Here is a 24,337-nt window from a genome sequence, read left to right on the forward strand (position 1 = left end):
CCCGGACCCGCTAGGTGCGGCCGTTGGTTCCGATCGGGGTGCGCCTGACGGGTCGCAAGCTGCAAGTACGGCGAGGCAGAGGATCAGGCCGGCAGGTCTCATGCATTTTCTCTTTGTCATTCAGGACGTGTCAGATGCAGATGGGTGTGCGATCAGTAAATTGCAATTTTGGAGTTCAGAGCCCCAGATAAACGCCCAGCCCACCGCGTCTGAGACCAACGCCAACACCGCCATAGGTGCCGCTGCTGCCTACGCCGACGCTTGCGCTCATGGTGGGCTGTATGGGTTCGCCATCTGCACCACACCCGGCCAAGGCCGCTGCGACCGCAATCAATAGCACCACCCGTCGTATCTGCATTACACCAGCGCCTTCCATCGCTTGATCTGGGCCCGCACCTGATCCGGTGCGGTGCCGCCATAGGATTGGCGAGAGTTTACCGAATTTTCGACGGTAAGAACAGAATAGACGTCGTCGGTGATGTCCGCGTGGACCGATTGCATGTCCTCCAGCGTCAGATCCGGTAGGTCGCAGCCCTTGCTTTCAGCCATGGCCACCAGCGATCCAGTGACATGGTGCGCGTCGCGGAAGGGCAGGCCCAGCACGCGGACCAACCAGTCGGCCAGGTCGGTCGCAGTTGAAAAGCCAGACCCTGCAGCGGCAGCCAGGCTTTCGCGATTGGCGGTCATGTCCTTGATCATGCCTTCCATCGCGGCAAGTGCCAGCATCCAGTTATCTGCCGCATCAAATACCTGTTCTTTGTCTTCCTGCATGTCCTTGGAATAGGTCAGCGGCAGCCCCTTCATCACCATCATCAGGCCAGTATTCGCACCAAATATGCGGCCAACCTTGGCGCGGATGAGCTCAGCTGCATCGGGGTTCTTCTTTTGCGGCATGATTGATGAACCAGTCGAGAAGCGATCAGACAGTGATACAAACCGGAATTGGGCCGAGGACCAGATTACCAGTTCCTCGGCAAAGCGCGACAAGTGCATGGCGCAAATCGAGGCGGTCGACAGGAACTCCAATGCGAAGTCGCGGTCGCTGACAGCGTCCAGTGAGTTGGCTGCGGGGCGGTCGAAGCCCAGCGCCTCGGCTGTCATCTGGCGGTCGATTGGGAAAGAGGTCCCGGCCAACGCGGCTGCGCCCAAGGGGGATTCGTTCATCCGGGCACGGGCGTCGCGCACGCGGGACAGATCGCGGCCAAACATCTCGACATAGGCCATCATGTGGTGACCCCAGGTTACCGGCTGCGCGGTTTGCAGGTGGGTGAAACCGGGCATGACCCAGTCTGCCCCGGCCTCGGCCTGCGCCAAAAGCGCGCGGATCAGGGCCAGAAGACCGGATTCTGCGGCATCTAGCTGGTCGCGAACCCAGAGTTTGAAATCGGTCGCCACCTGGTCGTTTCGCGACCGGCCCGTGTGCAGTCGGCCTGCGGGTTCTCCGATCACCTCTTTCAGTCGCGCCTCGACATTCATGTGAATGTCTTCCAGCGCAGTCGAGAACTGAAATTCTCCGTTCTGAATTTCTGACAAAACGGTGAGCAGGCCTTCCCGAATGGCGTGCGCATCACTATCAGTAATAACGCCTGTGGCAGCCAACATGGCGGCATGGGCGCGCGAGCCTGCGATGTCCTGGGCTGCCATCCGCTGATCGAACCCGATCGAGGCATTTATCGCCTCCATGATCGCGTCTGGACCAGCGGCAAAGCGGCCGCCCCACATCTGGTTCGAAGATTGATCGGTCATGAAAGAAAACCCGGAGTTGATATGCGCCTGTTACGTCTGATCCCCCTTTATATGGCCCTAGCGCTGGGTGCAAACGCCGCTTTGGCAACAGATGCGGCAACGCTTGGCCCATTGCGTGAGGGCAGCCTGAAGCGGCTGATACTGCATAGTGAGCCCAAGCCGGTCAAAGTGGTCGATTTTGAACTAGAAGATGATGGTGGCACCGGATCGCTGGCCGACTACAAAGGCAAGTATGTGCTGCTGAACTTCTGGGCCACATGGTGTGCGCCGTGCCGCAAAGAAATGCCTCAGATCGCTGAACTGCAACAGGAGTTTGGCGGTGACAAATTCGAGGTTCTGACCCTGGCGACCGGTCGCAACACACCTGCCGGGATCAAGAAGTTCTTTGACGAAAACGGCATCGACAACTTGCCGCGCCATCAGGATCCGAAACAGGCGGTTGCACGCGAAATGGGAGTGATTGGCCTGCCGATCACTGTGATCATCGACCCCGATGGCAATGAGATCGCACGCCTGATCGGTGATGCAGAATGGAACTCGGACAGTGCCAAGGCGATAATTTCAGCGCTTGTCGAAGGCAATAGCTGAGGTCCCGCGCGCTCTTGCAGAAAATCTGTGTTAGAATGAGACCGGCCCCAACGGGCCGGTTTTCGTTTGCGACCGGAAGAAAGGGAGACTCCGATGAAACCGGTAGTTCTGTTGATTGGGCGGTTGCCGAATGTAATCGGCAACGTGGCACAACAACTGGATCACCTGCCGATTCAGTGGCTGGGCGCGCATGATCAGGATGAGGTGCGGCGGCAGCTGGACGCGGAACCGCGCATCGCCTGTGCGATCATGGGCGCGGGTCTTGATGACAAGATACGCGGAGAAATGGTTGGCATCATCGCCGCGCGAAGGCCCGATATCTGCATCCATCTCAAAGATCGGGCCTCTGGCCCTGACGGGTTAATGCCGTTTGTCGCACGCATCGTCCAGCATGAGATTCTGGAAAGCCTGGAAAGCGGCTGACGCCACGCCACCTTTGACAGACAAATCGCCCGCTTGCAGGTTATCTGCAGGAGGATGGAATGCCGCTGGAAATACTATTGATCCTCGTCGTCGGCGGCATTGCCGGGGTCGCCTTGCTGCTGCATCTGACGGGCAAATCACGCTTGCAAGTGCTGACGCCCAAGACAGCACAGGAACAGTGGCTGCGTCACTTTCCAGATGATTCAATCATTGACGTAACCGTTGCCCATGATAGTCACGCCGCCCTTATCCGAACCGAAACCGGAGCCGGTCTGCTGTGGTCCTTTGGTGCCGATACCGTGGCCCGCCATTTACGGGATTTCGATTGGCTGGATCATCCCGAAGGCTTTGAAGTCCTGTTCCACGATTTCAGCACTCCTCGGGTCATCGTCCACCTTGATGAGACCGAACGCCAGCACTGGCAATATCTGATGGATCCCGCATGACCGATCACGTGAGCTTTCCCGACGCGGTGCAATGGGCCGTGCCCTTCTTCATCGCGGCCATTCTGGCCGAATTCCTTTGGATCGCGATCAAAGGCCGGGGCGGTAGGTACGAAACCCGCGATGCCTTGACCTCGCTGATCATGGGGGCAGGCAATATCGCCTCGGGCTTTTTGCTGGGCTTCATCGCATATGCGTTTTTCATGTGGCTGTGGCAGATAACACCGCTCAACCTAGGGACCTCGATCCCGGTCATCATCTTGTGCTTTGTACTGGACGATCTGCGGTATTACTGGGTGCACCGCTTTGGGCACCGCATTCGCTGGGTCTGGGCCAGTCATGTGAACCACCACAGCTCACAGCATTACAACCTGACAACGGCGCTGCGGCAGACCTGGACCTATACATTCACCTTTATGATGGTGGTACGTGCGCCGCTAATCTTACTAGGCTTTCACCCGGCGATGGTGCTGTTCGTCGGAGGTCTGAACCTGATCTACCAATTCTGGATCCATACCGAAGCGATCGGCAAAATGCCGCGCTGGTTCGAAGCCGTCATGAATACGCCCAGTCACCACCGCGCCCATCATGGGCGAAATGCGCGATATCTTGATTGCAACTATGCGGGTGTCTTTATCATCTGGGACAAGATGTTCGGCACATTTGTCCCCGAGCAAGAAGATGACAAGGTCGACTATGGGCTTGTCCACAATATCGGCACGTTCAATCCGCTGCGCGTGGCGTTTCATGAATGGGTTGGAATCTGGCGGGACGCCACCCAACCGGGCCTGACCTTGCGCCAACGTCTGGCTTATTGTTTTGCCCCTCCGGGCTATAGCCACGATGGCAGCCGCGACAATTCCCAACAGATCAAGGCCAAGCACCTTGTCCGCCATCCGCAAGATCACGGCACACCGGGATTCGAGCAGTTCGGCACCAAATCACCTGCTTCCACAGCCAAGCGGGCCTAGGTCTCAAAAAGACCTTTTCTTTGCTTGAAATTTGGCACAAGCGCTCCATATCCCCTGAGATGTTTTAAGAGTGCATTTCCGGAGGTCCGCATGTCAAAGCTGATGAGAATTTCTACGATCACAGGTTTGCTGGGCCTCGTCATCACAATGACCGCCGCACTCAACGGAGCAATGCCCGCGCTATTGGGGTTGGGATTTGTCATGGCCGCGCTGGGACTTTTAGGAGCGCTTATCGGTGCGGCTGCTTCGCTGCGTCATGCTTGGCAATCAACACACTGATCTTCCGCCCCACCACCTGCGATAAAATTTTGAGCGTTAACCCCGGTTTTACCTGTCTTCCCTGAAACTGGCCCCGGCCAAAATCATCGGGATCAGGGGAACGGTACGTCATGGGAAACAGGAAACGCGCAGACCTGCCCGAGGGATCGGACGACCCCTTAAGCGCCGCCGTCACTTCACGGGATCGATCGGTGGTACAGATGGCGACCGAAGCCGTGAAGCATAGACAATGCAGGCTGGCGTTCCAGCCTGTCGTTCAAGCACATCCTCCTCAGGGAATCGCGTTCTACGAAGGGTTCATCCGTGTATTGGATGAAACCGGCCGCGTCATCCCCGCGCGCGAGTTCATGCCACAGGTTGAGAACACGCCAATTGGCCGGGACCTTGATTGCGTCGCGCTTGAAATGGGGCTGCGCACTCTGATCCGCAACCCTGGCATCCGCCTGTCGATCAACATGTCCGCGCGGTCCATCGGTTATTCCAACTGGTCGCGTGTGCTGGATAGGTTTCTGAAAAAAGACGCAAGCTTGGGCGAAAGGTTGATTCTGGAAATCTCAGAATCTTCGGCGATGCAGGTGCCCGAACTGGTGGTAGATTTCATGGATCGCCAACAAGCCCGCGGTATCGCCTTTGCGCTGGATGATTTCGGGGCCAGTAACTTTGGCTTTCGCCACTTTCGTGAATTTCTGTTCGATGCCGCCAAGATCGATGGGCAGTTTATCAGGGGCATCAGCAGCAATCCCGACAATCAATCGCTGGTGCGCGCACTGATTGCAGTTGCGCGGGAATTCGAAATTCTTGTCACTGCCGAATCGGTCGAAAGTGGCGAAGATGCTCATTTCCTGATCGCAAACGGTGTCGATTGTCTGCAGGGCTTTCTATATGGAGCGCCTTCAGTCACTCCGCCCTGGAGCCCGGAAAAAGCTGCAAAAACGGGCAGTTGATAGCAGCTGGTCGCGCGGAACACCGCCAAGGCTCACTCTGAGACAAGCTGTCCGTTGCTGCAGATGCAGCATTGCGCTATTGCAGAAGATGCTTGAGCGGGGGATCACGAGGCGCTCTTGCACCCGGAGAAGACTTCTCCTTACACCGCGCCGTCAGATTTCCCACAGGACCATGACGGTAAAGGATTGACTTTATGACCAACGTAGTAATCGCATCCGCCGCACGTACGGGCGTCGGTAGCTTTAGCGGTTCGTTTGCGAACACCCCCGCACATGATCTGGGCGCTGCCGTCCTTGAAGCAGTTGTCGAACGTGCCGGGATCGACAAGGGCGAAGTAAGCGAAACCATCATGGGCCAGGTCCTGACTGCCGCCCAAGGTCAGAACCCAGCGCGCCAGGCGCATATAAATGCGGGCCTGCCGCAGGAAAGCGCGGCTTGGGGCATCAACCAGGTCTGCGGTTCGGGTCTGCGTGCTGTTGCTCTGGGTGCACAGCATATCCAGTTGGGCGATGCCGACATCGTTGCCGCTGGTGGACAAGAAAACATGACCCTGTCGCCCCATGCCGCCGCCCTGCGCGCCGGTCATAAGATGGGTGACATGAAATACATCGACACGATGATCCGCGATGGTCTGTGGGATGCCTTCAACGGCTATCACATGGGTCAAACGGCTGAGAACGTCGCCGAGAAATGGCAGATCAGCCGCGATATGCAGGATGAGTTCGCTGTCGCCTCGCAAAACAAAGCCGAAGCGGCCCAGAACGCTGGCAAGTTCGCCGATGAAATCGCGCCCTTCACCATCAAGACCCGCAAGGGCGACATCGTGATGGACAAGGACGAATACATCCGCCACGGCGCGACAATCGAAGCCATGGGCAAACTGCGCCCCGCCTTCGCCAAGGACGGTTCTGTCACGGCCGCAAACGCTTCGGGCCTGAATGACGGTGCCGCTGCCACCCTGCTGATGTCGGCAGAAAACGCAGAAAAGCGCGGGATTGAGCCCTTGGCCCGAATTGCATCCTACGCGACCGCCGGACTTGACCCGTCGATCATGGGCGTTGGCCCGATCTACGCTTCGCGCAAGGCGCTGGAGAAAGCTGGATGGTCGGTCGATGATCTGGATCTGGTCGAAGCCAACGAAGCCTTCGCAGCGCAAGCCTGCGCTGTAAACAAAGACATGGGTTGGGATCCGTCGATCGTAAACGTCAACGGTGGTGCAATTGCCATCGGACACCCAATCGGCGCGTCCGGCTGCCGGGTTCTGAACACCCTGCTGTTCGAAATGAAGCGCCGGGATGCCAAGAAAGGTCTCGCGACCCTCTGCATCGGCGGCGGCATGGGTGTCGCCCTGTGTGTGGAGCGTGACTAAGTGTGCTGAAAACTAAATACAAAAGGGCGTCCACTGGGCGCCCTTTTTTGTTACAATCGGATCATACCCCTTAGATGCGACAATATCGCCGGACAGAAAGACAAGATCGATCACGAAACGATATTGCGCATCCTCAACTCTCAGAGTAACAGAATTACCAAGACGACTAAATTTGGAGGAGTCCTAAATGGCACGTACAGCACTCGTAACCGGCGGTTCCCGCGGCATCGGCGCAGCAATTTCCAAGGCGCTGAAGGCCGAAGGATACAATGTTGCCGCCACTTATGCAGGCAATGACGAAGCCGCCGCAAAGTTCACCGACGAAACCGGTATCAAAACCTATAAATGGAATGTTGCGGATTACGACGAATCCAAAGCGGGTATCGAAAAAGTCGAGGCCGAGGTCGGCCCGATCGACATCGTGGTCGCCAACGCCGGTATCACCCGCGACGCACCGTTCCACAAGATGACACCTGAACAGTGGCATCAGGTCATCGACACCAATCTGACTGGTGTTTTCAACACCGTGCACCCGGTATGGCCGGGTATGCGCGAGCGTAAATTTGGTCGTATCATCGTGATCAGCTCGATCAACGGTCAGAAAGGCCAGTTTGCGCAGGTCAACTATGCCGCAACCAAAGCGGGCGATCTGGGCATCGTGAAATCTCTGGCGCAGGAAGGTGCGCGGGCCGGTATCACGGCCAACGCGATCTGCCCCGGCTACATCGCGACCGAAATGGTCATGGCCGTGCCGGAAAAAGTGCGCGAATCGATCATCGGTCAAATCCCGGCTGGTCGTCTGGGTGAACCGGAAGAAATCGCGCGTTGCGTGGCCTTCCTGGCGTCGGACGATTCGCAGTTCATCAACGGCTCGACCATTTCCGCAAACGGTGCACAGTTCTTCGTCTAAACCGACGATCTGAGAATGAAAACGGGCCGGTCCATCAAGGACCGGCCCTTCTTTTATCCCGTAAGATCACGCGCGCTGCGATCAGCGGGAACCGAATAGCCAGGACCAGAATCCTACAACCGCCTTGCCGCGCTCTTCATGCGCGCGGTGAATGGCGTTCTGAATGGCTGGGTTTGTTGTCATCTCGATCATGCTGAACCCTTCTCAATCAAGTTGGTTTTGACTTGCCATCAACATGGCCTTTGATTTTAAATTGCACAAACGAGAGTTTTCGATCCTTCAGTTCAGAAAAACTTTACCGACATGACCGACCGCCTGCCTCCGCTGACTGCTTTGCGCGCCTTCGATGCCGCCGCACGACATATGTCGTTTGCCAAGGCGGCGGAGGAACTGAACGTGACCCCGGCTGCCCTGTCCTTTCAAATCAAGTCGTTAGAAGAGCATCTGGGCCACCCCGTGTTTCGCCGGCTCAATCGCGCCGTCGAGCTGACCGAAGCTGGGCGCACATTGGCACCCGGAACAGCAGATGGCTTTACCGCCCTGCAAGCCGCGTGGCAAGCGACGCGGAGGCTGCAGGATGAAACAAGCCTCACGGTTACAGCAGGCCCTGCCCTGACAGCAAAATGGCTGGCTCCGCGCCTTTATGAATTCGCCCGTGCAAATCCGGGGATTGACCTGAAATTCTCGGCCACTCTGCGCAACATGGACCTTGAACGCGATGACGTGGACGTGGCGATCCGCTTTGGCTATGGGCCGGATGAGGGGCTCTATTCGGTTCCCGTCCGCAAGGAGTGGCTGACACCGGTTATGACCCCGGAGCTGGCCGAACAATTCCCCACGCCTGCGTCGTTGCGCGACGCCCCCCTGATCCACGACGATTCGATCAGTTTCCTCAAGCCGCGTTGCGACTGGCCCGCGTGGTTCCGTGCGGTTGGATTGGATTTCACTCCGACCCATGGGGCGCATTTTTCGAACGCCGATCACGCCATCGACGCTGCCGTGGCCGGGGTGGGCGTGGTTCTGGGGCGGCGCGCCATGATCCTGAAAGACCTGACCGAAGGGCGACTGGTCGCGCCGTTCAAAGTGGCACTGGAGACCGCCGGGCGATTTCGTTTCCTCTGCCTGCAAGGGGCAGAGAAGCGACCGCAGATCGCAGCGTTCCGCGACTGGTTCATTTCCGAGATTGAAAAGACCGCGCATATATCGGATGAGTTTGAAATCATCCCTGTTGAGAAGGTAGCTGGTGAATGAGCAGAATGGGCGCGACCGCGATTGGTTTTGTCGCCGTTTTGCTGTGGTCTCTGCTGGCGCTGTTCACTGTGGGTTCGGCCCCGACGCCGCCTTTGTTGTTGAACGCGATCTGTTTTACCATCGGCGGTACGCTGGGTCTGATTTGGACATTCGCCAGCGGCGGGCTGGGTCAACTGCGCCGGGTCGCGTGGACGACATACCTGCTTGGATCAATTGGCCTTTTTGGCTACCACGCGCTGTACTTTTCAGCCCTTCGCATGGCCCCTGCAGCCGAGGCTGGGCTTATCGCTTATCTCTGGCCTTTGCTGATCGTTCTTCTGTCAGGTCTGCTGCCCGGAGAACATCTGAAACCTGGTCACCTTATCGGAGCCTGCCTTGGCTTTGCTGGAGCCGCCGTCATCATCACGGGTGGTGGCAGCGCAGGGTTTCAGGTCCAGCATCTGCCCGGCTACGGGCTGGCCTTGCTGTGCGCGCTTACATGGTCCAGCTACTCGGTTCTATCGCGACGGCTGGGTGATGTGCCGACAAGTTCGGTCGCGGTGTTCTGCATTTTGACGGCGATCGCCTCATGGGCCTTGCATTTCACGGTGGAAGAAACGATCTGGCCGCAAGGCACATTTGGCTGGGCCTCGACCTTTGCACTTGGCCTGGGACCGGTTGGGCTGGCGTTCTATGTCTGGGATATCGGCGTCAAGCGCGGGGACATTCAAATACTGGGCACCGCCTCATACGCGGCACCTTTGCTATCGACGCTTGTGTTGGTTCTGGCCGGGATCGCCGCCCCGTCCTGGGGCCTGGCGATCGCGGCCTTGTTTGTCACCGGTGGCGCTGCCATCGCGGCCCGCGCCAGCCTGAAGGCCTAGAACCTTAGGTCGACAGGCGCTCGATCTCTTCTTTTAGCTTCAGCTTTTGCTTCTTCAGCTGTGCGATATGGAGATCGTCAATACCAGGTGAGCGTTGCGCTTCTTCCACTTCAAGACCGAGAATTTCGTGTTTTTTCTTCAACTCCGTCAGATGTGCGCTCACGCTCATGGCGGTCCTCCTTCTCTGGTTTGTAAGTGTCACGTAAGAAGTTGATCACATCATTTCCAGCCTGTCACGCTGCAGACGCACGAAATCTATAATAAATCCGACAAATTCGGCTGGTCATTGCCGATCAGGCAAAGTGCCCGGTCAAATCCGCCGCATCGCGCAACACCGCCGAAACCACAGGAGTATAGCTTTCACCGTCTTCTACGTGCTGTTCACCGAGGTGCAGAATCAGCGGAGCGTGCAGCCGAAATGCGGCGCGTCCGCCCTTTCTGGCGCGCAAAACCACTAGCTCAGCCCCGCGATCCACACGGGGGGCCAGAGGTAGCACCTGAATCGAGCCCAAGCGGCCCGCGCACCCCGCAAGCATATCGGGCAGCCGGTCTGCCCTCTGGATCATGTGAAGATAACCGCGCGGCGCCAGACGTCGGGCGGCGACATTGATCCAGTCCTCAAGCGGCGTGTCTTCACCCAGTGCGATCTGCCGACCCGCGTCGGTGGCAGGGCTATGCGCGCCTGCCCGGTAGTAGGGCGGATTGGCGATCACATGATCGAACTGTTCTTGTCGCAGATCATTCGGTAGTGCGTTCAAATCCGCCTCAACCACGGTGATCGCTGCGTTTTGTTCCGAATTGCGGCGGGCCAGATCTGCATAGCCAGCCTGCAGTTCAACCCCAGTTGCCTTCAGGTGCGGCACTCGCGCCATTAGGCACTGAATAGCAGCCCCTGCCCCGCAGCCCAATTCCAGCACCGACTGGCCAGCTTGTGCCGGGACCGATGCCGCCAGTAAGACCGGATCGACCCCTGCACGATATCCTGAGCGCGGCTGCCACAGACGCACACGCCCGCCCAGAAAATCATTGCAGGTCAGATCACTGTCGGAAAAGCTGCTCATCGCCCCAGCGGGATCTCGTTATCGCGCATGACCCGTTCGGCGCGGGTCAGATCATCTGCCCGCACCATCAGGCGACGGGGAAAGATTCCGATGCCGCCTTCTAGGATGCTCATATTTACGTCCATCTGAAAGCAGTCTATATCCTCGCCCTCAAGGAGAGCCGTTGCAAAGGCTAGGATTGTCGGATCGGTGCTGCGCAATAGTTCTTTCATGGGGATGGATGTAAGGGCAAGGTGACAGGGATGTCGAGCCTTGTATCAGGAGAGTGATGAACGTCAGCACGATCTCGAAACCGCATGAGCGTCTGGCAGAGATGCTTGCGGGCGAAATGGCAGCGGTAAATACGCTGATTCGGACGCGTATGGCGTCGGAACATGCCCCGCGCATTCCCGAAGTGACCGCGCACCTGGTCGAGGCGGGCGGCAAGCGTCTGCGCCCGATGCTGACCCTGGCGGCGGCGCAGCTGTTCGGCTATTCAGGCGACCATCACGTCAAGCTGGCTGCAACGGTCGAGTTCATTCATACCGCAACCCTGCTGCATGACGATGTCGTCGATGAAAGCGGGCAGCGGCGCGGGCGACCCACGGCAAACCTGCTATGGGACAATAAATCCAGTGTTCTGGTTGGCGATTACCTGTTTTCCCGCAGCTTCCAGTTGATGGTCGAAACCGGTTCGTTGCGGGTTCTGGATATCCTTGCAAATGCATCGGCCACAATTGCCGAAGGCGAGGTGCTGCAGATGACAGCAGCCACCGATCTGGGCACGGATGAAGGTGTCTACCTGCAGGTTGTGCGCGGCAAAACGGCGGCGCTGTTTTCTGCCGCAACCGAAGTGGGTGGTGTGATCGCAGGCGCGACCGAGGCGCAGGTCAAGGCGCTGTATGACTATGGCGACGCGCTTGGAATCGCGTTCCAGATCGCAGATGATCTTTTGGATTATCAGGGCGATAGTGCGGCCACAGGCAAAAACGTCGGCGACGACTTCCGTGAACGCAAATTGACCCTGCCAGTGATCAAAGCCGTGGCTCAGGCAACTGCCGAGGAACACGCGTTCTGGGAACGGACGATCGGTCGCGGGCGGCAGGAAGAGGGTGATCTGGATCACGCTTTGTCGCTGATGGCCAAATACAGCACGCTGGATGCAACCCGCGCGGATGCGTTTGGTTGGGCGGCCAAGGCCAAGGCTGCGCTGGCGCCTCTTCCGGATCACGAAATCCGCACCCTGTTAGGCGATCTGGCCGATTACGTCGTATCGCGCCTTAACTGAGCGTCGTTGCGCGGCACCACCAACCGGGTTGGGCCGCGCCGATCTCATAGGCGGCAAAATGGGCTGCTTTGAGCGTTGGAAAAAGTGCGAAACAGGTTGAGCCTGAACCCGACATACGAACCATCAACGCGTCTCGGGTGCCTTCCAACGCCGCTATGACCTCCGCAATGCCCGGCGCTACAGATATTGCAGGTGCCTCTAAATCATTCCGCTGAACCTGCAACCACGTGGCGCAGTCTTCCGGTGTTTTGAATGCAGGGATCTCAGCAGGCATCGGTGCGTTGTCTCTGCTGTGCAAAGCGGAAAACACCGGGCCGGTGGGAACTTCAATACCCGGATTGACCAAAAGCGCCGGGAGGGGCGGCAACGCCATCGGCTCAATCTGTTCACCAATCCCGCGCATACGCGCTGCAGCAGCATGTATGCATACCGGGACATCCGCGCCGAGCGACAGCGACACGCTATCGGGCCACTCTCCCCCCTTCTTCACGGTGCGCAAAACCGCCGCAGCATCCGAGGAGCCGCCCCCGACACCGCCACCGTGCGGCAGTTGTTTGTTCAGATGAATGCGACCGGTCCAGCCTGCAGCCTCGGCGGCCTGCCAGACCAGATTGCGATCATCGGTCGGTACGCCATCCGAAAACTCACCCGTGACCGACAGAGACAGCTCGGGGCCGGAACTGAGGCTCAACTGATCCCCAACATCGGCAAAGGCCACCAACGAATCAAGCAGATGATAGCCATCCGCGCGTTGGCCGGTCACATGCAGGGTCAGGTTGATCTTGGCGGGGGCAAATGCCTCAGCCTTCATTGGCGACCTTCAGGGGTTCGGCACCTTCCTCGGCCAGAACCGCATCCAATCCGACTTCAATCTTGCGGCGGATGCGTTCAGGATCGGCTTCACCGTCGGTATCTTCAGGATCAATGAAAGATAGTGCTCGTTTCCACTGGAACTCGGCTTCACGCCCGCGACCTACGGCCCAGTAAACATCGCCCAGATGGTCATTTACCACCGGATCGACCGGCATCAGTTCAACGGCGCGCTCCATGTGGTCGACTGCTTCGTCGTACCGGCCCAGGCGGAACAACACCCAGCCCAAGCTGTCAACGATATAGCCGCTGTCAGGGCGCGCTGCGACTGCGCGTTCGATCATATTCAACGCTTCGTCCAATTTCTCGCGCCGCTCGACCAGCGAATACCCGAGATAGTTCAGCACCTGTGGTTGGTCCGGGTTCAACTCAAGCGCGCGGCGGAAATCGGCCTCGGCCTCGTCCCAGTTCTTCAGACGTTCATGCGATATCCCGCGGGCATAATGCAGGAACCAGTTTCCGCCTGCACCCTCTTCCGTCAGGCCAATCGCCTTGTCGTAAGAGGTGACCGCTGCCGCGTAATCCTCTTGCTGGCGCCGCAGGTCGGCCAAAGCTACATGCACACCGGGCAAATCGGGGCTTTGAGCGGCAAGGTTTTGCAGGACTTCGGCGGCAGCTTCTTTTCTGTCAGAGCGACTGAGGACCTCGGCGCGCCCCAGCTCGGCGGCATGATAATCGCTGCTGTCCGGAGGCACCTGCCGATAGACATCAACCGCCAGATCATATTGTTCCAGCCCATCCAACAACTCAGCGCTTAGCAAAAGCGCATCAATATGGTCAGGCCGCAGAAAGGCCGCGACGCGGGCATATAGCAGAACATAATCCTGCGCGGCCTCCGCACTCAGCGCAGCGCCAACGGTGAAGAAAACCTCGGCCATGCCATCCTGTGCAGAACGGACATGGGTAAAGGGCAGCGTTTCGCCATCAGACAGCCGAGTGACGTAACCTTCGATGGTCGGATCACTGCCGGCGGCAAAGACGTTATCCAGAAATTCCAGCGCATCGTCGTTGCGATCCAGCTGCGACAGCACTTCGGCACGCGCCAGCGCAGCCCGGCGTGAAAAACGGGCGACCAGGCCATCATCTGCGGCAAGGATCGCCTCGGCCCCCTCAAAGTCTCCGACCGACGCCAACGCCATGGCCTTGTGATAAAGTGCAAATTCTTTCAGACCTTCCTGCGTGGTAACAACGTCAAATTGTTCCATCGCTTTGGTCATGGCGCCTTGCCCCATATGAGCCCAAGCAATCATCAGGCCATCAACCAGCGGTCCAACCCCTTGCGTTTCAGGATCGCGGGCCAGAAATTCATCCAGCTTGCCATCTGCCACCAGATTGGCGGCGATCACCATCCGAGCGGCCTGGCTGGGCAGTTCATTTTCCTCGATAACTTCGGCGACGGTCAGGGCCCGCTCAATCTCACCCAAAGCGAGCCGGGCGACGACCACGTTTTCCAGCAGTTTCGGATTTTGGGGATCAGCGCGAAGCGCCTGCGCATAGTAACGCTCGGCAGCGGGATAGTCGCTCTCATAAATCGCCTGACGCCCGGCCAGATACGACCCCGATCCGGTATCCGATACCGCAGGAAACGCGATTGAAGAACTGAGGATTACGGCCAGAGCCGCGCGTCGAACCAGGGAAACCACTGATAATCTGCCTTGCTGTCGTTGACTGACCGACAAGCTAGGGCTTTGCTGGGCGAGAGGCAATGGCAGAGCCTTCACGACCCTGCCAACGCCCGTGTTCTTGCCTACATATTGGGGTAGTTCGGCCCGTCGCCGCCCTGCGGTGTAGTCCAGGTGATGTTCTGGCTGGGATCCTTGATGTCACAGGTTTTGCAGTGAACACAGTTCTGGAAGTTGATCACGAATCGCGGCCCGTCTTCATCCTCGACCATCTCATAGACGCCTGCGGGGCAGTAACGCTGTGCCGGCTCGTCGAATTTGGGCAGGTTGACCTTAACCGGGATGTCCGGGTCGGCCAGTTTCAGATGGCAAGGCTGGCTTTCCTCGTGGTTGGTGGCCGCAAACGATACGTTCGTCAGGCGGTCAAAGGACAGTGTGCCATCGGGTTTCGGATAGTCGATGGGTTGATGCTTGCTGGCATCTTCGGTCGATTCCGCGTCGTTCTTGCCGTGGCCCAGCGTGCCCAGCAGCGAGAAGCCCAGCGTGTTGGTCCACATGTCCATACCGCCCAGTACCAGGCTGGCGGTCAGGCCGTATTTCGACCACAGCGGTTTGACGTTGCGCACCTTCTTCAGATCCGAGCCGATTGCACCATCGCGAACGTTGGCCTCATAAGCGGTCAGCTCATCACCCGAACGCTCGGCCTTGATGGCGTCATAGGCGGCCTCGGCCGCGGCCTTGCCTGACAGCATCGCGTTGTGGTTGCCCTTGATGCGCGGCACGTTGACCATGCCGGCCGAGCAACCCAACAGCGCAACACCCGGTGCGACCAGTTTCGGCATCGACTGGTAGCCACCCTCGGTGATCGCGCGGGCGCCGTAAGCCACACGCTTGCCGCCTTTCAGCAGCTCGGCCACCATCGGGTGGTGCTTGAAACGCTGGAATTCCATGTAGGGGTACAGGTGCGGGTTCTTGTAGTTAAGGTGGACCACAAAACCGACATAGACCTGATTATTTTCAAGGTGATAGATGAACGACCCGCCACCCGCGTTGCTGCCCAGCGGCCAGCCCATGGTGTGCGTGACGCTGCCTTCTTTGTGCTTGGCCGGGTCGATCTCCCAGATCTCTTTCATGCCAACGCCGTATTTCTGCGGCTCTTTACCGGCAGACAGGTCGTATTTGGCGATGACTTCCTTGGACAGTGAGCCGCGCACGCCTTCCGACAGAAAGACATATTTACCATGCAGTTCCATGCCCGGTTCGGTGTTGGGACCGTAGGATCCGTCTGGCTCCAGACCAAATACACCGGCAACAACGCCTTTGACTTCGCCGTTCTCACCGTAGACCAGCTCGGAACAGGCCATGCCGGGGAAGATTTCGACGCCCAGTTCTTCGGCCTGCTCTGCCATCCAGCGGCAGACATTGCCCATTGAGACGATGTAGTTGCCGTGGTTGTTCATCAGCGGCGGCATCGGGAAATTGGGGATGCGAATCTTGCCAGCCTCGCCCAGCATGTAGAAATTGTCTTCATGCACCGGCACGTTCAGCGGGGCACCCTTTTCCTTCCAATCGGGGATCAGAGCATCCAGACCACAAGGGTCCAGCACCGCACCCGACAGGATATGCGCACCCACTTCCGAACCCTTCTCCAGAACCACGACGTTCAGGTCGGCATCCAGCTGTTTCAGACGGATGGCCGCAGACAGGCCCGCAGGGCCAGCACCCACGATCACCACGTCATATTCCATCGCTTCGCGTTCAATCTCGGCCATCGCGGGCTCCTTAGCTAACTTTCCGAATTGGCGCTTTCTTCATGCGGTCGGCGCAATATTGTTTCACGGCTGATTACATGGTCATAAAGACTTTGGTCAATCGAAACACGGCGTAACAACGCCGCTATTCGACACTTCAGGCTTCGGGTGCGTCCCCCATAAGGTATCTGGGACCGCTACCATGGGATTTGGCCCTGTCATCGGGGTTGTAAAGCTTGCATTTCGGCAGGCTGAGGCAGCCGCAACCAATACATCCATCCAGATTGTCGCGCAGTCGCATCAGCGTATCGATTCGCTGATCCAGATGCGTGCGCAGCCGTTCGCTGATACTCTTCCAGTCCTGAGGCGTCGGTGTGCGGTTTCCTGGCAAGCCCGACAATACCTCGCGGATCTCGGGCAAAGTCAGACCGAATTGCTGCGCGATCATCACAAAGCTTAACCGTCGGATATCGGCGCGCTGATAACGCCGTTGCCCACCCGCGTTACGCCATGGAGATATCAAACCTTGCGCCTCGTAGTATCGGATCGCCGACACCGCCAACCCGGTGCGCCGGGCCAATGCTCCAATCGCCAGACCTTCCGAAACAACCATTACATCCTCCCAAAGAAATCTCTTGACCTAAAGTTAGGTTTAGAAATTACAGTGAGTCGGGACAAGCCTCAAATTGGAAGGAGAATCCCATGATGGCGACGCTGGAACATACTAATTTCACGGTCCGCGACCCAAAGGCATCTGCGGCGTGGATGCAGAAAGTCTTCGACTGGAAAACACGCTGGGAAGGCCCTGCCATTGCCGGTGGCTATACGGTGCATGTGGGCAGCCCGCATACCTATCTGGCACTCTACGCCCCCGGCGATCCCAAGCCATCAGGCGAAAACAGCTATGATTTCGTGGGCGGCTTGAACCATTTAGGTGTGCTGGTCGAGGATATCGACGCCACCGAGGAAAAGGTCCGCAAAGCGGGATTTGAACCGCACAACCACGCAGACTATGAGCCCGGTAAGCGGTTCTATTTCGAAGATGACAATGGCATCGAATTCGAAGTGGTTCAGTATGATTGAGATGCTGTGGCTTGGGCACGAAGCCAGCCGCTGGCGAAATGGGGAATTGTTGGGACAGCGCCACAGGCGCACCCGCCCCCCGGAACGGCGGCGCTAAGTTGCGAGTTTACTGACAACGCACACCTCCCCTCTTGCAATTCACGCCTCATTTGGGTCAGGTAATTGCCAACCCATCCTTCGCCCCGACGCTATTGTGCGGCGGGGCGTAACAATTTCTGCGTGGACGACAAAACAATGGAAAAGATCCCCATGACGCCTTCGGGCAATGCCGCGCTCGAGGCAGAGCTGAAGAATCTGAAATCCGTCGAGCGCCCGGCGATCATCGAGGCGATTGCCTCAGCCCGCGAACTGGGCGACCTGAAAGAAAACGCCGAATACCACTCGGCGCGCGAAAAGCAGGGCTTTATCGAAGGCCGCATCAAAGAGCTTGAAGGCATCCTGTCGCTGGCAGATGTCATTGATCCGGCCAAACTGTCAGGGGCCATCAAGTTCGGCGCGAAGGTCACGTTGGTGGATGAAGATTCCGACGAAGAAAAGACCTGGCAGATCGTGGGTGAGTATGAGGCCAATATCGAAGCGGGCCTTCTGAACATCAAATCCCCCATCGCCCGCGCCCTGATTGGCAAAGAAGAAGGCGACAGTGTCGAGGTCCGCACCCCCGGAGGCGTGCGCTCTTATGAAGTTCTGAGTATCGAATACGCCTGACCGGAGCGTTTGTCATGTCAGGGTCTGAACCTGAGCAAGAACCCGAGAAACCCACCTCGCTGGGTATCTACGACCGTCCGGCGCACCGTTCGGTCACCGAGATCGAGATTGCAGCAGTTGTTCTCAGCCTGATCTGGCTGGTGGTGTCGGTCGTGTTTCTGGTACTGCCCGGCGGGCAACAAGGAGGGTTCATCGTCACCTTCCTGGCGGTGTTCATGCCGGTTGCAATGATCTGGGTCGCAGCCCTCGCGATGCGCGCCAGCCGGGTGATGCGCGAAGAAAGCGCCCGCCTGCAGACAGCCATCGATGCGATCCGCAACAGCTATGTCGTTCAGCAACAACGCGCGGCCAGCACGTATGAGCCGACGGTCGGCAAGAAACTGGATGAAATCGCCGAAAGCGCAAAAAAGACCGAGAGCGCGCTGGCGACATTCTCGACCAATCGCGGTGAACCCGGGCGCACCCAAAGGCCCGCGCCGGACATGGCCAATCAGACTTCGTTGGAACTTGGCACCTCAGCGGAAGAAATGGCGCCCCCGTTGCCCACCGACATCTTTATCCGCGCCCTGAACTTCCCCGAGACGCAAAGCGATGCCGAGGGATTTAACGCGCTGCGGCTTGCATTGAAAGATCGCAAGACCTCGAAACTTGTGCAGGCCTCACAAGATGTTCTGACCCTTCTCAGCCAGGAAGGCATCTATATGGATGACCTGCGCCCCGATATGGCGCGACCCGAAGTCTGGCGGCAATTTGCCCAAGGCGCGCGCGGGCGGTCGGTGGCTGCCTTGGGTGGCATTCGGGACCGTTCGTCACTGGCGCTGACTGCGGCGCGGATGAAACAGGATCCGATCTTTCGCGATGCCGCACACCATTTCCTGCGCCGCTTTGACCATATGATCGTCGAGTTCGAACCTAATGCCAGCGATGCCGAGCTTACAGCCCTGAGCGAAACCCGCACAGCGCGTGCCTTCATGCTGGTGGGGCGTGTCGCAGGGACGTTCGATTAAAGCCCAAAATTCCCGTAGGGTATGAACCTCACCAGATCGCCGGGCTTGATATCGCGGGCACCGTCCTCGATTTCGACCAAGCCTTCGGCCCAGCTCAGCCCGCTGATCCGGCCAGATCCTTCCGAATGGAACACCTCGGCCCGTCCTTCACGGATTCGTGCCCGCAGATATTCGCGACGCCCCGGTTTCTTGCGCTTTTCGAAAGCGGCGGGCACGTCGAAGCCTTGCGGCTCTTGCCAGCCTGCACCGGCCAGCAGGTTTAGTGCCGGACAGGCAAAGATCAACGTGCAAACCAGTGCTGCCACCGGATTGCCCGGCAAGCCAAACACCGGCGTCTGACCCCACATGCCCAGCGCCAATGGTCGCCCGGGTTTTAATGCGATGCGCCATTCCTGCATCGCCCCGGCCTCTCGCAACAATGCCGAGACGTGATCTTCATCGCCGGCGGAGGCGCCGCCACTGGTCAGGATTACATCCACTTGCTGAGCCGCGCGATCCAAATGCTGTTTCAGCGCCGCGCGATCATCCTCGGCGCGCCCAAGATCAACCGCTTTGAATCCAATCCGCTCGGCCAGTGACAGCAGCATCGGACGATTGGCATCATAAATCTGCCCCAGTCCGGCGCTGTCACCCGGCTCGACCAACTCATCCCCGGTCGATAGCACTCCGACGCGCAAAACCTTGCGGACGGAAACCTCAGCCAGACCAACCGCCGACAAAAGCGCCAGATCCGTTGGTGTTAAACGCCGCCCAACTGGCAAGGTCAGCGCGCCTTCAACCACGTCTTCGCCTGCCTTTCGCGTGTTCGCGCCCTGTTTCAACGGACCTCGGAATGCAATGTGCCCATGATCAAAGGTCACATCCTCTTCCAATATGACCGTATTAACACCCTTTGGCAGTGCAGCTCCGGTAAGAATGCGTATCGCATGGCCCTCTGGGACCTCACCGTCAAAGGGTACACCCGCGGCCGCCCGGCCCTCTACCAAAGGCATGACACAGGGTCCGTCCGGCACCGGACCGGCAAATCCGTACCCATCGACAGCGGTGTTGGGCTGAGGCGGGTTTGATCGTTTGGCCGACACGTCCACCGCCAGAACTCGGCCCGCCGCCCGCATCACGGGCACGTTTTCAACCCCAGCTACCACCGACAATCTGTCTCGCAAAAGCGCCAGAGCCTCATCAACGGGTGTCCAGTTCACCCCTGCAGGCAAGGCGAAACAATCATTGCGCAAGGGCGGAGGTGAGATATCCGGCGTGCTCATAATCCGACCTCTTCCAAGATAAAATCTGCAATGGCCGCCGTATCATCCAGATCAAACACCGGGCAATCCAATTCCAAAGGCGTATCACTTGCAACCGCGCGAACCGTCTCATCATCCGTGGCGATCAGCGGATTTCCGGGTTCTGCGCGAAACGCTTCGATCTTGGGGTGACGCTCGCGTTTGAAGCCTTCGATCAACACCAGATCGACCGGAGACAAACGCGACAGCAGGGTGTCCAGCTTCGGCTCGGGCGCACCGCGCAACTCCTGCATCAGTGCGATCCGCTGGCCGGATGCCAACAGCACTTCGGACGCACCCGCCGCGCGATGCCGCTGGCTGTCGGTACCCGGATGGTCTACGTCGACGGAATGATGCGCATGTTTAACGGTGGAAACGGTAAACCCACGTCCGGTGATTTCAGCCACCAGCCGTTCCACTAGGCCGGTTTTGCCCGCGTTTTTCCAACCGGTGACGCCGTAGACCCTCATACCTGCTCCAACAAGGTTTCAGCGCGGGCCAGATCATCGGGAGTGTTGACGTTGAAGAACGGATCAAACGGCTGGGCCGAAAACAGCGCCTCTCGCCCATCATGCTGGTCGGTCCACAGGACAACCTTGCGCAGTCCACCGTTCAACGCCGCCCTCAGATCATCTCGCAATGCCACCGGCCAGAGCCCAAAGGTCGGATGCCGATTGATCCGCTTGCCGCCGCCGGATTTTAAAGCCTCGTCACTCGTGCGCGGGGTGGTTGCCAGAACAAGGGGGTATTTCTGCCCTTTGGATGCGTTCACCAGTTGCGCCACAAGATCATGCGGAAAGAACGGAGTATCCGCCGCAACCGTCACGATAGATTGAGCGCCCTGTTCAGCGGCCCAATCAAGCCCGGCCAAAACGCCGGCCAGCGGTCCTGCAAAGCCCTCGATCGAGTCCGAAACAACCGGCAAGTTCAAGCGAGCAAACCGTTCGGCATCGCCGTTGGCGTTCAAAGCCAGCCCGCCGACCTGAGGGCGCAGCCTGTCTATCACCCGATCCAGCAGGCTCTGCCCGCCGATCTGCAACAGCCCTTTATCACCGCCTCCCATCCGCGTAGCGAGGCCGCCTGCCAGAATAACCCCCAGCGGTTTTTGCGACTGTTCAGCCATCGGCACTTTTCCTGCGATGTTTTTTGTCCTCAATCGCCACGCTCGACGGATCAACATCGCGCACCAATCGGTCTTCGCCCGACAAACACACAAACCGCTGCCCGCGCATCCGGCCGATCAGGGTCAAACCAACCTCGCGCGCGATCTCGACGCCCCAGGCGGTGAATCCCGATCGCGAAGCGAGAACTGGGATGCCCATCATCGCCGTTTTGATCACCATTTCCGAGGTCAAACGACCGGTCGTATAGAGGATCTTGTCAGACGCGCTCGCACTCTCGGAGAGCATCCAGCCTGCGATCTTGTCGACTGCGTTATGGCGGCCCACGTCTTCCATATAAACCAACGGGTGGCTTTCATGACAAAGCACCGTACCATGGATGGCACCCGCCTCGAGGTACAGAGACGGGGTGCGGTTGATCTTCGACGCCAACTCATACAGCCATGAGGTGCGCACCGAGACCTGTGGCAGGCGCACGTCCTCTAGCCCCTCCATCATGTCTCCGAACACAGTGCCTACTGCGCAACCGCTGGTGCGGGTCTTCTTCTTCAGCTTGTCCTCGTATGAGGTCTCACGCGCTGTACGCACGACCACGGTTTCCAGATCGTCGTCATAGTCGACCCGAGTAATTTCATCATCTGCAAGCAGCATCCCCTGATTACGCAGAAACCCGAGCGCAAGGTATTCGGGATAGTCGCCGATGGTCATTGCCGTCACGATTTCCTGTGAGTTGAGGAAAATGGTCAGCGGGCGTTCCTCGACCACCGAGATCTGACTGATCTCACCATTCTGGTCCACACCCTCGACACCGCGCGTCAGGCGGGCAGCCCCCGGATCGGGCGCAATGAGGTAGTCTGACAGGTCGATCTCCGTGGCCAATTGCAACCCCTTCCCAAGACGGCTACTGCTGCTCGCGTCACCATAGGATTTAGCCATGGCCTCTGCCACATCCAAGTCATACTTCTGGAAAGGTTTTCGCGACGGGACGCCGTTTATCTTCGTCGCCATGCCCTTTGGCCTTCTGTTTGGTGTTTTTGCCACAGAAGCAGGGCTGGATATCATCCAGACGATGGCCTTTTCCGCCACGGTGTTTGCCGGCGCTGCTCAGTTCACCGCATTGCAATTGCTGCAGGACAATACACCAACGGTTATCGTTCTGATCTCGGCCCTGGCTGTGAACCTGCGGGTGGCCATGTATTCGGCTTCACTGACCCCTTATCTGGGGGCGGCTCCGCTGTGGCAACGGGCCCTTGGAGCCTATCTTATTGTTGATCAGTCTTACGCCTGTTCGATTGTCCGATTCGAGAAAGAACCGGATATGTCCGTGCCTCAGCGCATGGCGTATTTTGTCGGCTCGGTCACGCCGATCACGCCGCTTTGGATACTCGCCACTTATCTGGGTGCTGTTCTGGGGGCGCAGATTCCGGAAAGCTGGGCTCTGGATTTTGCGCTGCCGATCACGTTCTTGTCCATGATCGGACCGATGATGCGCACCATGGCGCATGTTGTAGCCGCGCTGGTGGCGATTGTTGTCGCCCTGCTGTGCGTGGCATTGCCGTTCAATCTTGGACTGTTGATCGCAGGGATAGCCGGGATGATGGCAGGTGCACGGGCTGAATTGATGTTAGAGCGGAAAAAGTCATGACGCAGATCGACCCGACAACCATGTGGATCATCATCGTAGGTCTGGCGATAGGCAGCTACCTTCTGCGCTTTACCTTTATCGGGCTGGTTGGCGACCGCCCGATGCCGCCCTGGCTTCTGCGGCACCTGAGGTACACAGCAGTGGCGATTCTGCCTGCCCTGATCGCACCTTTGGTAGTCTGGCCCACGGCCACCGAAGGACAACCGGATATGCCGCGCATGGCGGCTGCGGCAGTTGCGTTGACGGTGGGAATTGTAACGAAAAACGTCATAGCGGCCATCTTTTCAGGGGCCGCCACGCTTTACGGTCTGCTTTACCTAGTTGGTTGAGACCGCTTCAAGCTGATTGAGTCGCGCATTGTTTTCCGCCAGCCCCTGCTGCAGATCAGCCGAGTCATTCTCACGATAATCCGTGGTGACAACGCCTGGAATCTGACCAAACTGATCGGATAGCTTCACCGGGTAAAATGTTGTTTTGATTTGCTCGAACCCCGGGACCTGTTGCAGCAACTGCGAGGTCGAATTTGCACAAAAAGCCTGCGAAACCGGGCCCATCTGCTTGGCCAATTGCAGCGCGATCTCGGCCTGCTGTGGCGTCACTTCGATCGTCTGAATACGGGCATAATGCGTCTCGCGCGCATGACTGCTACGATAGGCGCGTTCGACATTTGGCGTGATGCCATAAAGGACATCATTCTTGATCGGCACCACATCCGCCCGGAACGATCCGGCAGGATCAAATATGACCCGCTCGCTGCCGCTGATCATCAGCGACGTGTGTGCCCCCGATCCGGTGCGCGTGCTGATCATCGTATAAAGCGTCAGTGTCGATGGCCCCGGATCACGATAGGACCGGGCCACGATTTCCGAGGGATCAGCCTGCGGGCGCTGCGATCCCGCGCAACCCGCAACTGTCACTGCCAGCAGGCAGGCAATCAGAATCCTGAACAAGAGATGCGCCTCGTGTACCGTTTAGGCCGCAAAGACCGCCAGGAACAGGCAAAGGAGTACAATTGCCACCACGCACCACGTGGTGAATTTGATGAAACCGTCAAAGGTTTTTGTTTGAACGGTGATGTCCATCTCGCCGTGCTTGTGATCAGCCATGTTTATTAGAATCCCAATTCGCGTATTTGAA

Annotated in this window: 31 protein-coding genes; 16 read left to right on the forward strand and 15 right to left on the reverse strand. The window is 58.3% G+C overall.

What is annotated here, in order from left to right:
* Positions 1 to 175 precede the first annotated feature (175 nt).
* Positions 176 to 358 (reverse strand): argininosuccinate lyase, encoded by a 183-nt coding sequence (locus ACR0CZ_RS14510; RefSeq protein WP_170395762.1) that lies wholly within the window; start codon positions 356 to 358, stop codon positions 176 to 178.
* Positions 358 to 1,746 (reverse strand): argininosuccinate lyase, encoded by a 1,389-nt coding sequence (gene argH / locus ACR0CZ_RS14515; RefSeq protein WP_170395760.1) that lies wholly within the window; start codon positions 1,744 to 1,746, stop codon positions 358 to 360. Before argH ends, ACR0CZ_RS14510 begins: the two co-directional genes overlap by 1 nt.
* A gap of 21 nt (positions 1,747 to 1,767) precedes the next feature.
* Here argH and ACR0CZ_RS14520 point away from each other — a divergent pair, with 21 nt between their 5' ends.
* From ACR0CZ_RS14520 to yddG, 10 genes are all read left to right on the forward strand, one after another.
* On the forward strand, positions 1,768 to 2,334 hold the full coding sequence (locus ACR0CZ_RS14520) for a TlpA disulfide reductase family protein (RefSeq protein WP_170395758.1): 567 nt from the start codon (positions 1,768 to 1,770) through the stop codon (positions 2,332 to 2,334).
* Between the two features lie 93 nt (positions 2,335 to 2,427).
* Positions 2,428 to 2,757, forward strand: a complete 330-nt coding sequence (locus ACR0CZ_RS14525) for a hypothetical protein (RefSeq protein WP_170395756.1) — start codon at positions 2,428 to 2,430, stop codon at positions 2,755 to 2,757.
* A gap of 59 nt (positions 2,758 to 2,816) precedes the next feature.
* Positions 2,817 to 3,203 (forward strand): hypothetical protein, encoded by a 387-nt coding sequence (locus tag ACR0CZ_RS14530; protein WP_170395754.1) that lies wholly within the window; start codon positions 2,817 to 2,819, stop codon positions 3,201 to 3,203.
* A complete protein-coding gene (locus ACR0CZ_RS14535; protein ID WP_170395752.1) occupies positions 3,200 to 4,171 on the forward strand; it encodes a sterol desaturase family protein in 972 nt (323 codons plus the stop codon). Before ACR0CZ_RS14530 ends, ACR0CZ_RS14535 begins: the two co-directional genes overlap by 4 nt.
* Positions 4,172 to 4,261: 90 nt before the next feature.
* On the forward strand, positions 4,262 to 4,450 hold the full coding sequence (locus ACR0CZ_RS14540) for a hypothetical protein (protein ID WP_170395750.1): 189 nt from the start codon (positions 4,262 to 4,264) through the stop codon (positions 4,448 to 4,450).
* A 110-nt stretch (positions 4,451 to 4,560) separates the two neighbouring features.
* Entirely contained in the window at positions 4,561 to 5,394 is an 834-nt protein-coding gene (locus ACR0CZ_RS14545) for an EAL domain-containing protein (RefSeq protein WP_170395748.1), read from the forward strand.
* 194 nt (positions 5,395 to 5,588) lie between these two features.
* The gene (locus tag ACR0CZ_RS14550) at positions 5,589 to 6,764 is read left to right on the forward strand and encodes an acetyl-CoA C-acetyltransferase (protein WP_480537161.1); all 1,176 of its coding nucleotides are present in this window, start codon (positions 5,589 to 5,591) and stop codon (positions 6,762 to 6,764) included.
* Positions 6,765 to 6,951: 187 nt separating this feature from the next.
* Positions 6,952 to 7,674, forward strand: coding sequence for an acetoacetyl-CoA reductase (phbB, locus tag ACR0CZ_RS14555; RefSeq protein ID WP_170395744.1), 723 nt, complete (start codon positions 6,952 to 6,954; stop codon positions 7,672 to 7,674).
* A gap of 303 nt (positions 7,675 to 7,977) precedes the next feature.
* Positions 7,978 to 8,925: a transcriptional regulator GcvA gene (locus ACR0CZ_RS14560; RefSeq protein ID WP_170395742.1), complete on the forward strand. Its 948-nt coding sequence runs from the start codon at positions 7,978 to 7,980 to the stop codon at positions 8,923 to 8,925.
* On the forward strand, positions 8,922 to 9,788 hold the full coding sequence (yddG, locus tag ACR0CZ_RS14565; protein ID WP_170395740.1) for an aromatic amino acid exporter YddG: 867 nt from the start codon (positions 8,922 to 8,924) through the stop codon (positions 9,786 to 9,788). Before ACR0CZ_RS14560 ends, yddG begins: the two co-directional genes overlap by 4 nt.
* A 4-nt stretch (positions 9,789 to 9,792) precedes the next feature.
* Here yddG and ACR0CZ_RS14570 read toward each other — a convergent pair whose 3' ends face one another.
* From ACR0CZ_RS14570 to ACR0CZ_RS14580, 3 genes are all read right to left on the reverse strand, one after another.
* Positions 9,793 to 9,957: a YdcH family protein gene (locus ACR0CZ_RS14570; RefSeq protein WP_170395738.1), complete on the reverse strand. Its 165-nt coding sequence runs from the start codon at positions 9,955 to 9,957 to the stop codon at positions 9,793 to 9,795.
* Positions 9,958 to 10,081: 124 nt separating this feature from the next.
* On the reverse strand, positions 10,082 to 10,849 hold the full coding sequence (locus ACR0CZ_RS14575) for a methyltransferase (RefSeq protein ID WP_170395736.1): 768 nt from the start codon (positions 10,847 to 10,849) through the stop codon (positions 10,082 to 10,084).
* A complete protein-coding gene (locus ACR0CZ_RS14580; protein WP_008755664.1) occupies positions 10,846 to 11,061 on the reverse strand; it encodes a putative signal transducing protein in 216 nt (71 codons plus the stop codon). Before ACR0CZ_RS14580 ends, ACR0CZ_RS14575 begins: the two co-directional genes overlap by 4 nt.
* Positions 11,062 to 11,117: 56 nt before the next feature.
* Here ACR0CZ_RS14580 and ACR0CZ_RS14585 point away from each other — a divergent pair, with 56 nt between their 5' ends.
* Complete coding sequence (locus ACR0CZ_RS14585) at positions 11,118 to 12,116, forward strand: polyprenyl synthetase family protein (RefSeq protein WP_170395734.1); 999 nt, start codon at positions 11,118 to 11,120, stop codon at positions 12,114 to 12,116.
* Here ACR0CZ_RS14585 and ACR0CZ_RS14590 read toward each other — a convergent pair.
* The 4 genes from ACR0CZ_RS14590 to soxR all read right to left on the reverse strand — a co-directional run bounded on the left by ACR0CZ_RS14590 (position 12,109) and on the right by soxR (position 16,972).
* The gene (locus ACR0CZ_RS14590; protein WP_170395733.1) at positions 12,109 to 12,927 is read right to left on the reverse strand and encodes a 4-(cytidine 5'-diphospho)-2-C-methyl-D-erythritol kinase; all 819 of its coding nucleotides are present in this window, start codon (positions 12,925 to 12,927) and stop codon (positions 12,109 to 12,111) included. The genes ACR0CZ_RS14585 and ACR0CZ_RS14590 overlap by 8 nt on opposite strands.
* A complete protein-coding gene (locus ACR0CZ_RS14595; protein WP_170395730.1) occupies positions 12,917 to 14,629 on the reverse strand; it encodes a tetratricopeptide repeat protein in 1,713 nt (570 codons plus the stop codon). The genes ACR0CZ_RS14590 and ACR0CZ_RS14595 overlap by 11 nt, the downstream gene beginning before the upstream one ends.
* Positions 14,630 to 14,733: 104 nt before the next feature.
* Positions 14,734 to 16,380, reverse strand: coding sequence for an electron transfer flavoprotein-ubiquinone oxidoreductase (locus tag ACR0CZ_RS14600; protein ID WP_170395728.1), 1,647 nt, complete (start codon positions 16,378 to 16,380; stop codon positions 14,734 to 14,736).
* A 136-nt stretch (positions 16,381 to 16,516) separates the two neighbouring features.
* On the reverse strand, positions 16,517 to 16,972 hold the full coding sequence (soxR, locus tag ACR0CZ_RS14605) for a redox-sensitive transcriptional activator SoxR (protein WP_170395726.1): 456 nt from the start codon (positions 16,970 to 16,972) through the stop codon (positions 16,517 to 16,519).
* A gap of 89 nt (positions 16,973 to 17,061) precedes the next feature.
* Here soxR and ACR0CZ_RS14610 point away from each other — a divergent pair, with 89 nt between their 5' ends.
* The 3 genes from ACR0CZ_RS14610 (at position 17,062) to ACR0CZ_RS14620 (ending at position 19,154) form a co-directional block, all read left to right on the forward strand.
* Positions 17,062 to 17,442: a VOC family protein gene (locus tag ACR0CZ_RS14610; RefSeq protein ID WP_170395725.1), complete on the forward strand. Its 381-nt coding sequence runs from the start codon at positions 17,062 to 17,064 to the stop codon at positions 17,440 to 17,442.
* Between the two features lie 234 nt (positions 17,443 to 17,676).
* The gene (gene greA / locus ACR0CZ_RS14615) at positions 17,677 to 18,147 is read left to right on the forward strand and encodes a transcription elongation factor GreA (RefSeq protein WP_480537162.1); all 471 of its coding nucleotides are present in this window, start codon (positions 17,677 to 17,679) and stop codon (positions 18,145 to 18,147) included.
* Positions 18,148 to 18,161: 14 nt separating this feature from the next.
* Positions 18,162 to 19,154 (forward strand): hypothetical protein, encoded by a 993-nt coding sequence (locus tag ACR0CZ_RS14620; protein WP_170395720.1) that lies wholly within the window; start codon positions 18,162 to 18,164, stop codon positions 19,152 to 19,154.
* On the opposite strand, the gene ACR0CZ_RS14625 is transcribed toward ACR0CZ_RS14620, so the two are convergent.
* From ACR0CZ_RS14625 to ACR0CZ_RS14640, 4 genes are read right to left on the reverse strand one after another with little or no spacing between them, the layout of a single operon-like run.
* Positions 19,151 to 20,416: a molybdenum cofactor synthesis domain-containing protein gene (locus tag ACR0CZ_RS14625; RefSeq protein ID WP_170395718.1), complete on the reverse strand. Its 1,266-nt coding sequence runs from the start codon at positions 20,414 to 20,416 to the stop codon at positions 19,151 to 19,153. The genes ACR0CZ_RS14620 and ACR0CZ_RS14625 overlap by 4 nt on opposite strands.
* The gene (gene mobB, locus ACR0CZ_RS14630; protein ID WP_170395716.1) at positions 20,413 to 20,904 is read right to left on the reverse strand and encodes a molybdopterin-guanine dinucleotide biosynthesis protein B; all 492 of its coding nucleotides are present in this window, start codon (positions 20,902 to 20,904) and stop codon (positions 20,413 to 20,415) included. The genes ACR0CZ_RS14625 and mobB overlap by 4 nt, the downstream gene beginning before the upstream one ends.
* Positions 20,901 to 21,557: a molybdenum cofactor guanylyltransferase MobA gene (gene mobA / locus ACR0CZ_RS14635; RefSeq protein ID WP_170395715.1), complete on the reverse strand. Its 657-nt coding sequence runs from the start codon at positions 21,555 to 21,557 to the stop codon at positions 20,901 to 20,903. The genes mobB and mobA overlap by 4 nt, the downstream gene beginning before the upstream one ends.
* The gene (locus ACR0CZ_RS14640) at positions 21,550 to 22,440 is read right to left on the reverse strand and encodes a formate dehydrogenase accessory sulfurtransferase FdhD (protein ID WP_170396088.1); all 891 of its coding nucleotides are present in this window, start codon (positions 22,438 to 22,440) and stop codon (positions 21,550 to 21,552) included. The genes mobA and ACR0CZ_RS14640 overlap by 8 nt, the downstream gene beginning before the upstream one ends.
* 49 nt (positions 22,441 to 22,489) lie before the next feature.
* On the opposite strand from ACR0CZ_RS14640, the gene ACR0CZ_RS14645 reads away from it, so the two are divergent.
* Positions 22,490 to 23,200: an AzlC family ABC transporter permease gene (locus ACR0CZ_RS14645; RefSeq protein WP_170395713.1), complete on the forward strand. Its 711-nt coding sequence runs from the start codon at positions 22,490 to 22,492 to the stop codon at positions 23,198 to 23,200.
* Positions 23,197 to 23,529, forward strand: a complete 333-nt coding sequence (locus tag ACR0CZ_RS14650) for an AzlD domain-containing protein (RefSeq protein ID WP_170395711.1) — start codon at positions 23,197 to 23,199, stop codon at positions 23,527 to 23,529. Before ACR0CZ_RS14645 ends, ACR0CZ_RS14650 begins: the two co-directional genes overlap by 4 nt.
* Here ACR0CZ_RS14650 and ACR0CZ_RS14655 read toward each other — a convergent pair.
* Together ACR0CZ_RS14655 and ACR0CZ_RS14660 are read right to left on the reverse strand one after the other, a co-directional pair.
* Positions 23,518 to 24,150, reverse strand: a complete 633-nt coding sequence (locus ACR0CZ_RS14655) for a hypothetical protein (protein ID WP_170395709.1) — start codon at positions 24,148 to 24,150, stop codon at positions 23,518 to 23,520. The genes ACR0CZ_RS14650 and ACR0CZ_RS14655 overlap by 12 nt on opposite strands.
* 21 nt (positions 24,151 to 24,171) lie before the next feature.
* Positions 24,172 to 24,306 carry an aa3-type cytochrome c oxidase subunit IV gene (locus ACR0CZ_RS14660; RefSeq protein WP_170395707.1) on the reverse strand — a complete coding sequence of 45 codons (135 nt, stop codon included), beginning with the start codon at positions 24,304 to 24,306 and terminating at the stop codon, positions 24,172 to 24,174.
* Between the last annotated feature and the right edge of the window lie 31 nt (positions 24,307 to 24,337).

This window comes from Ruegeria sp. H9 (genome assembly GCF_056532915.1).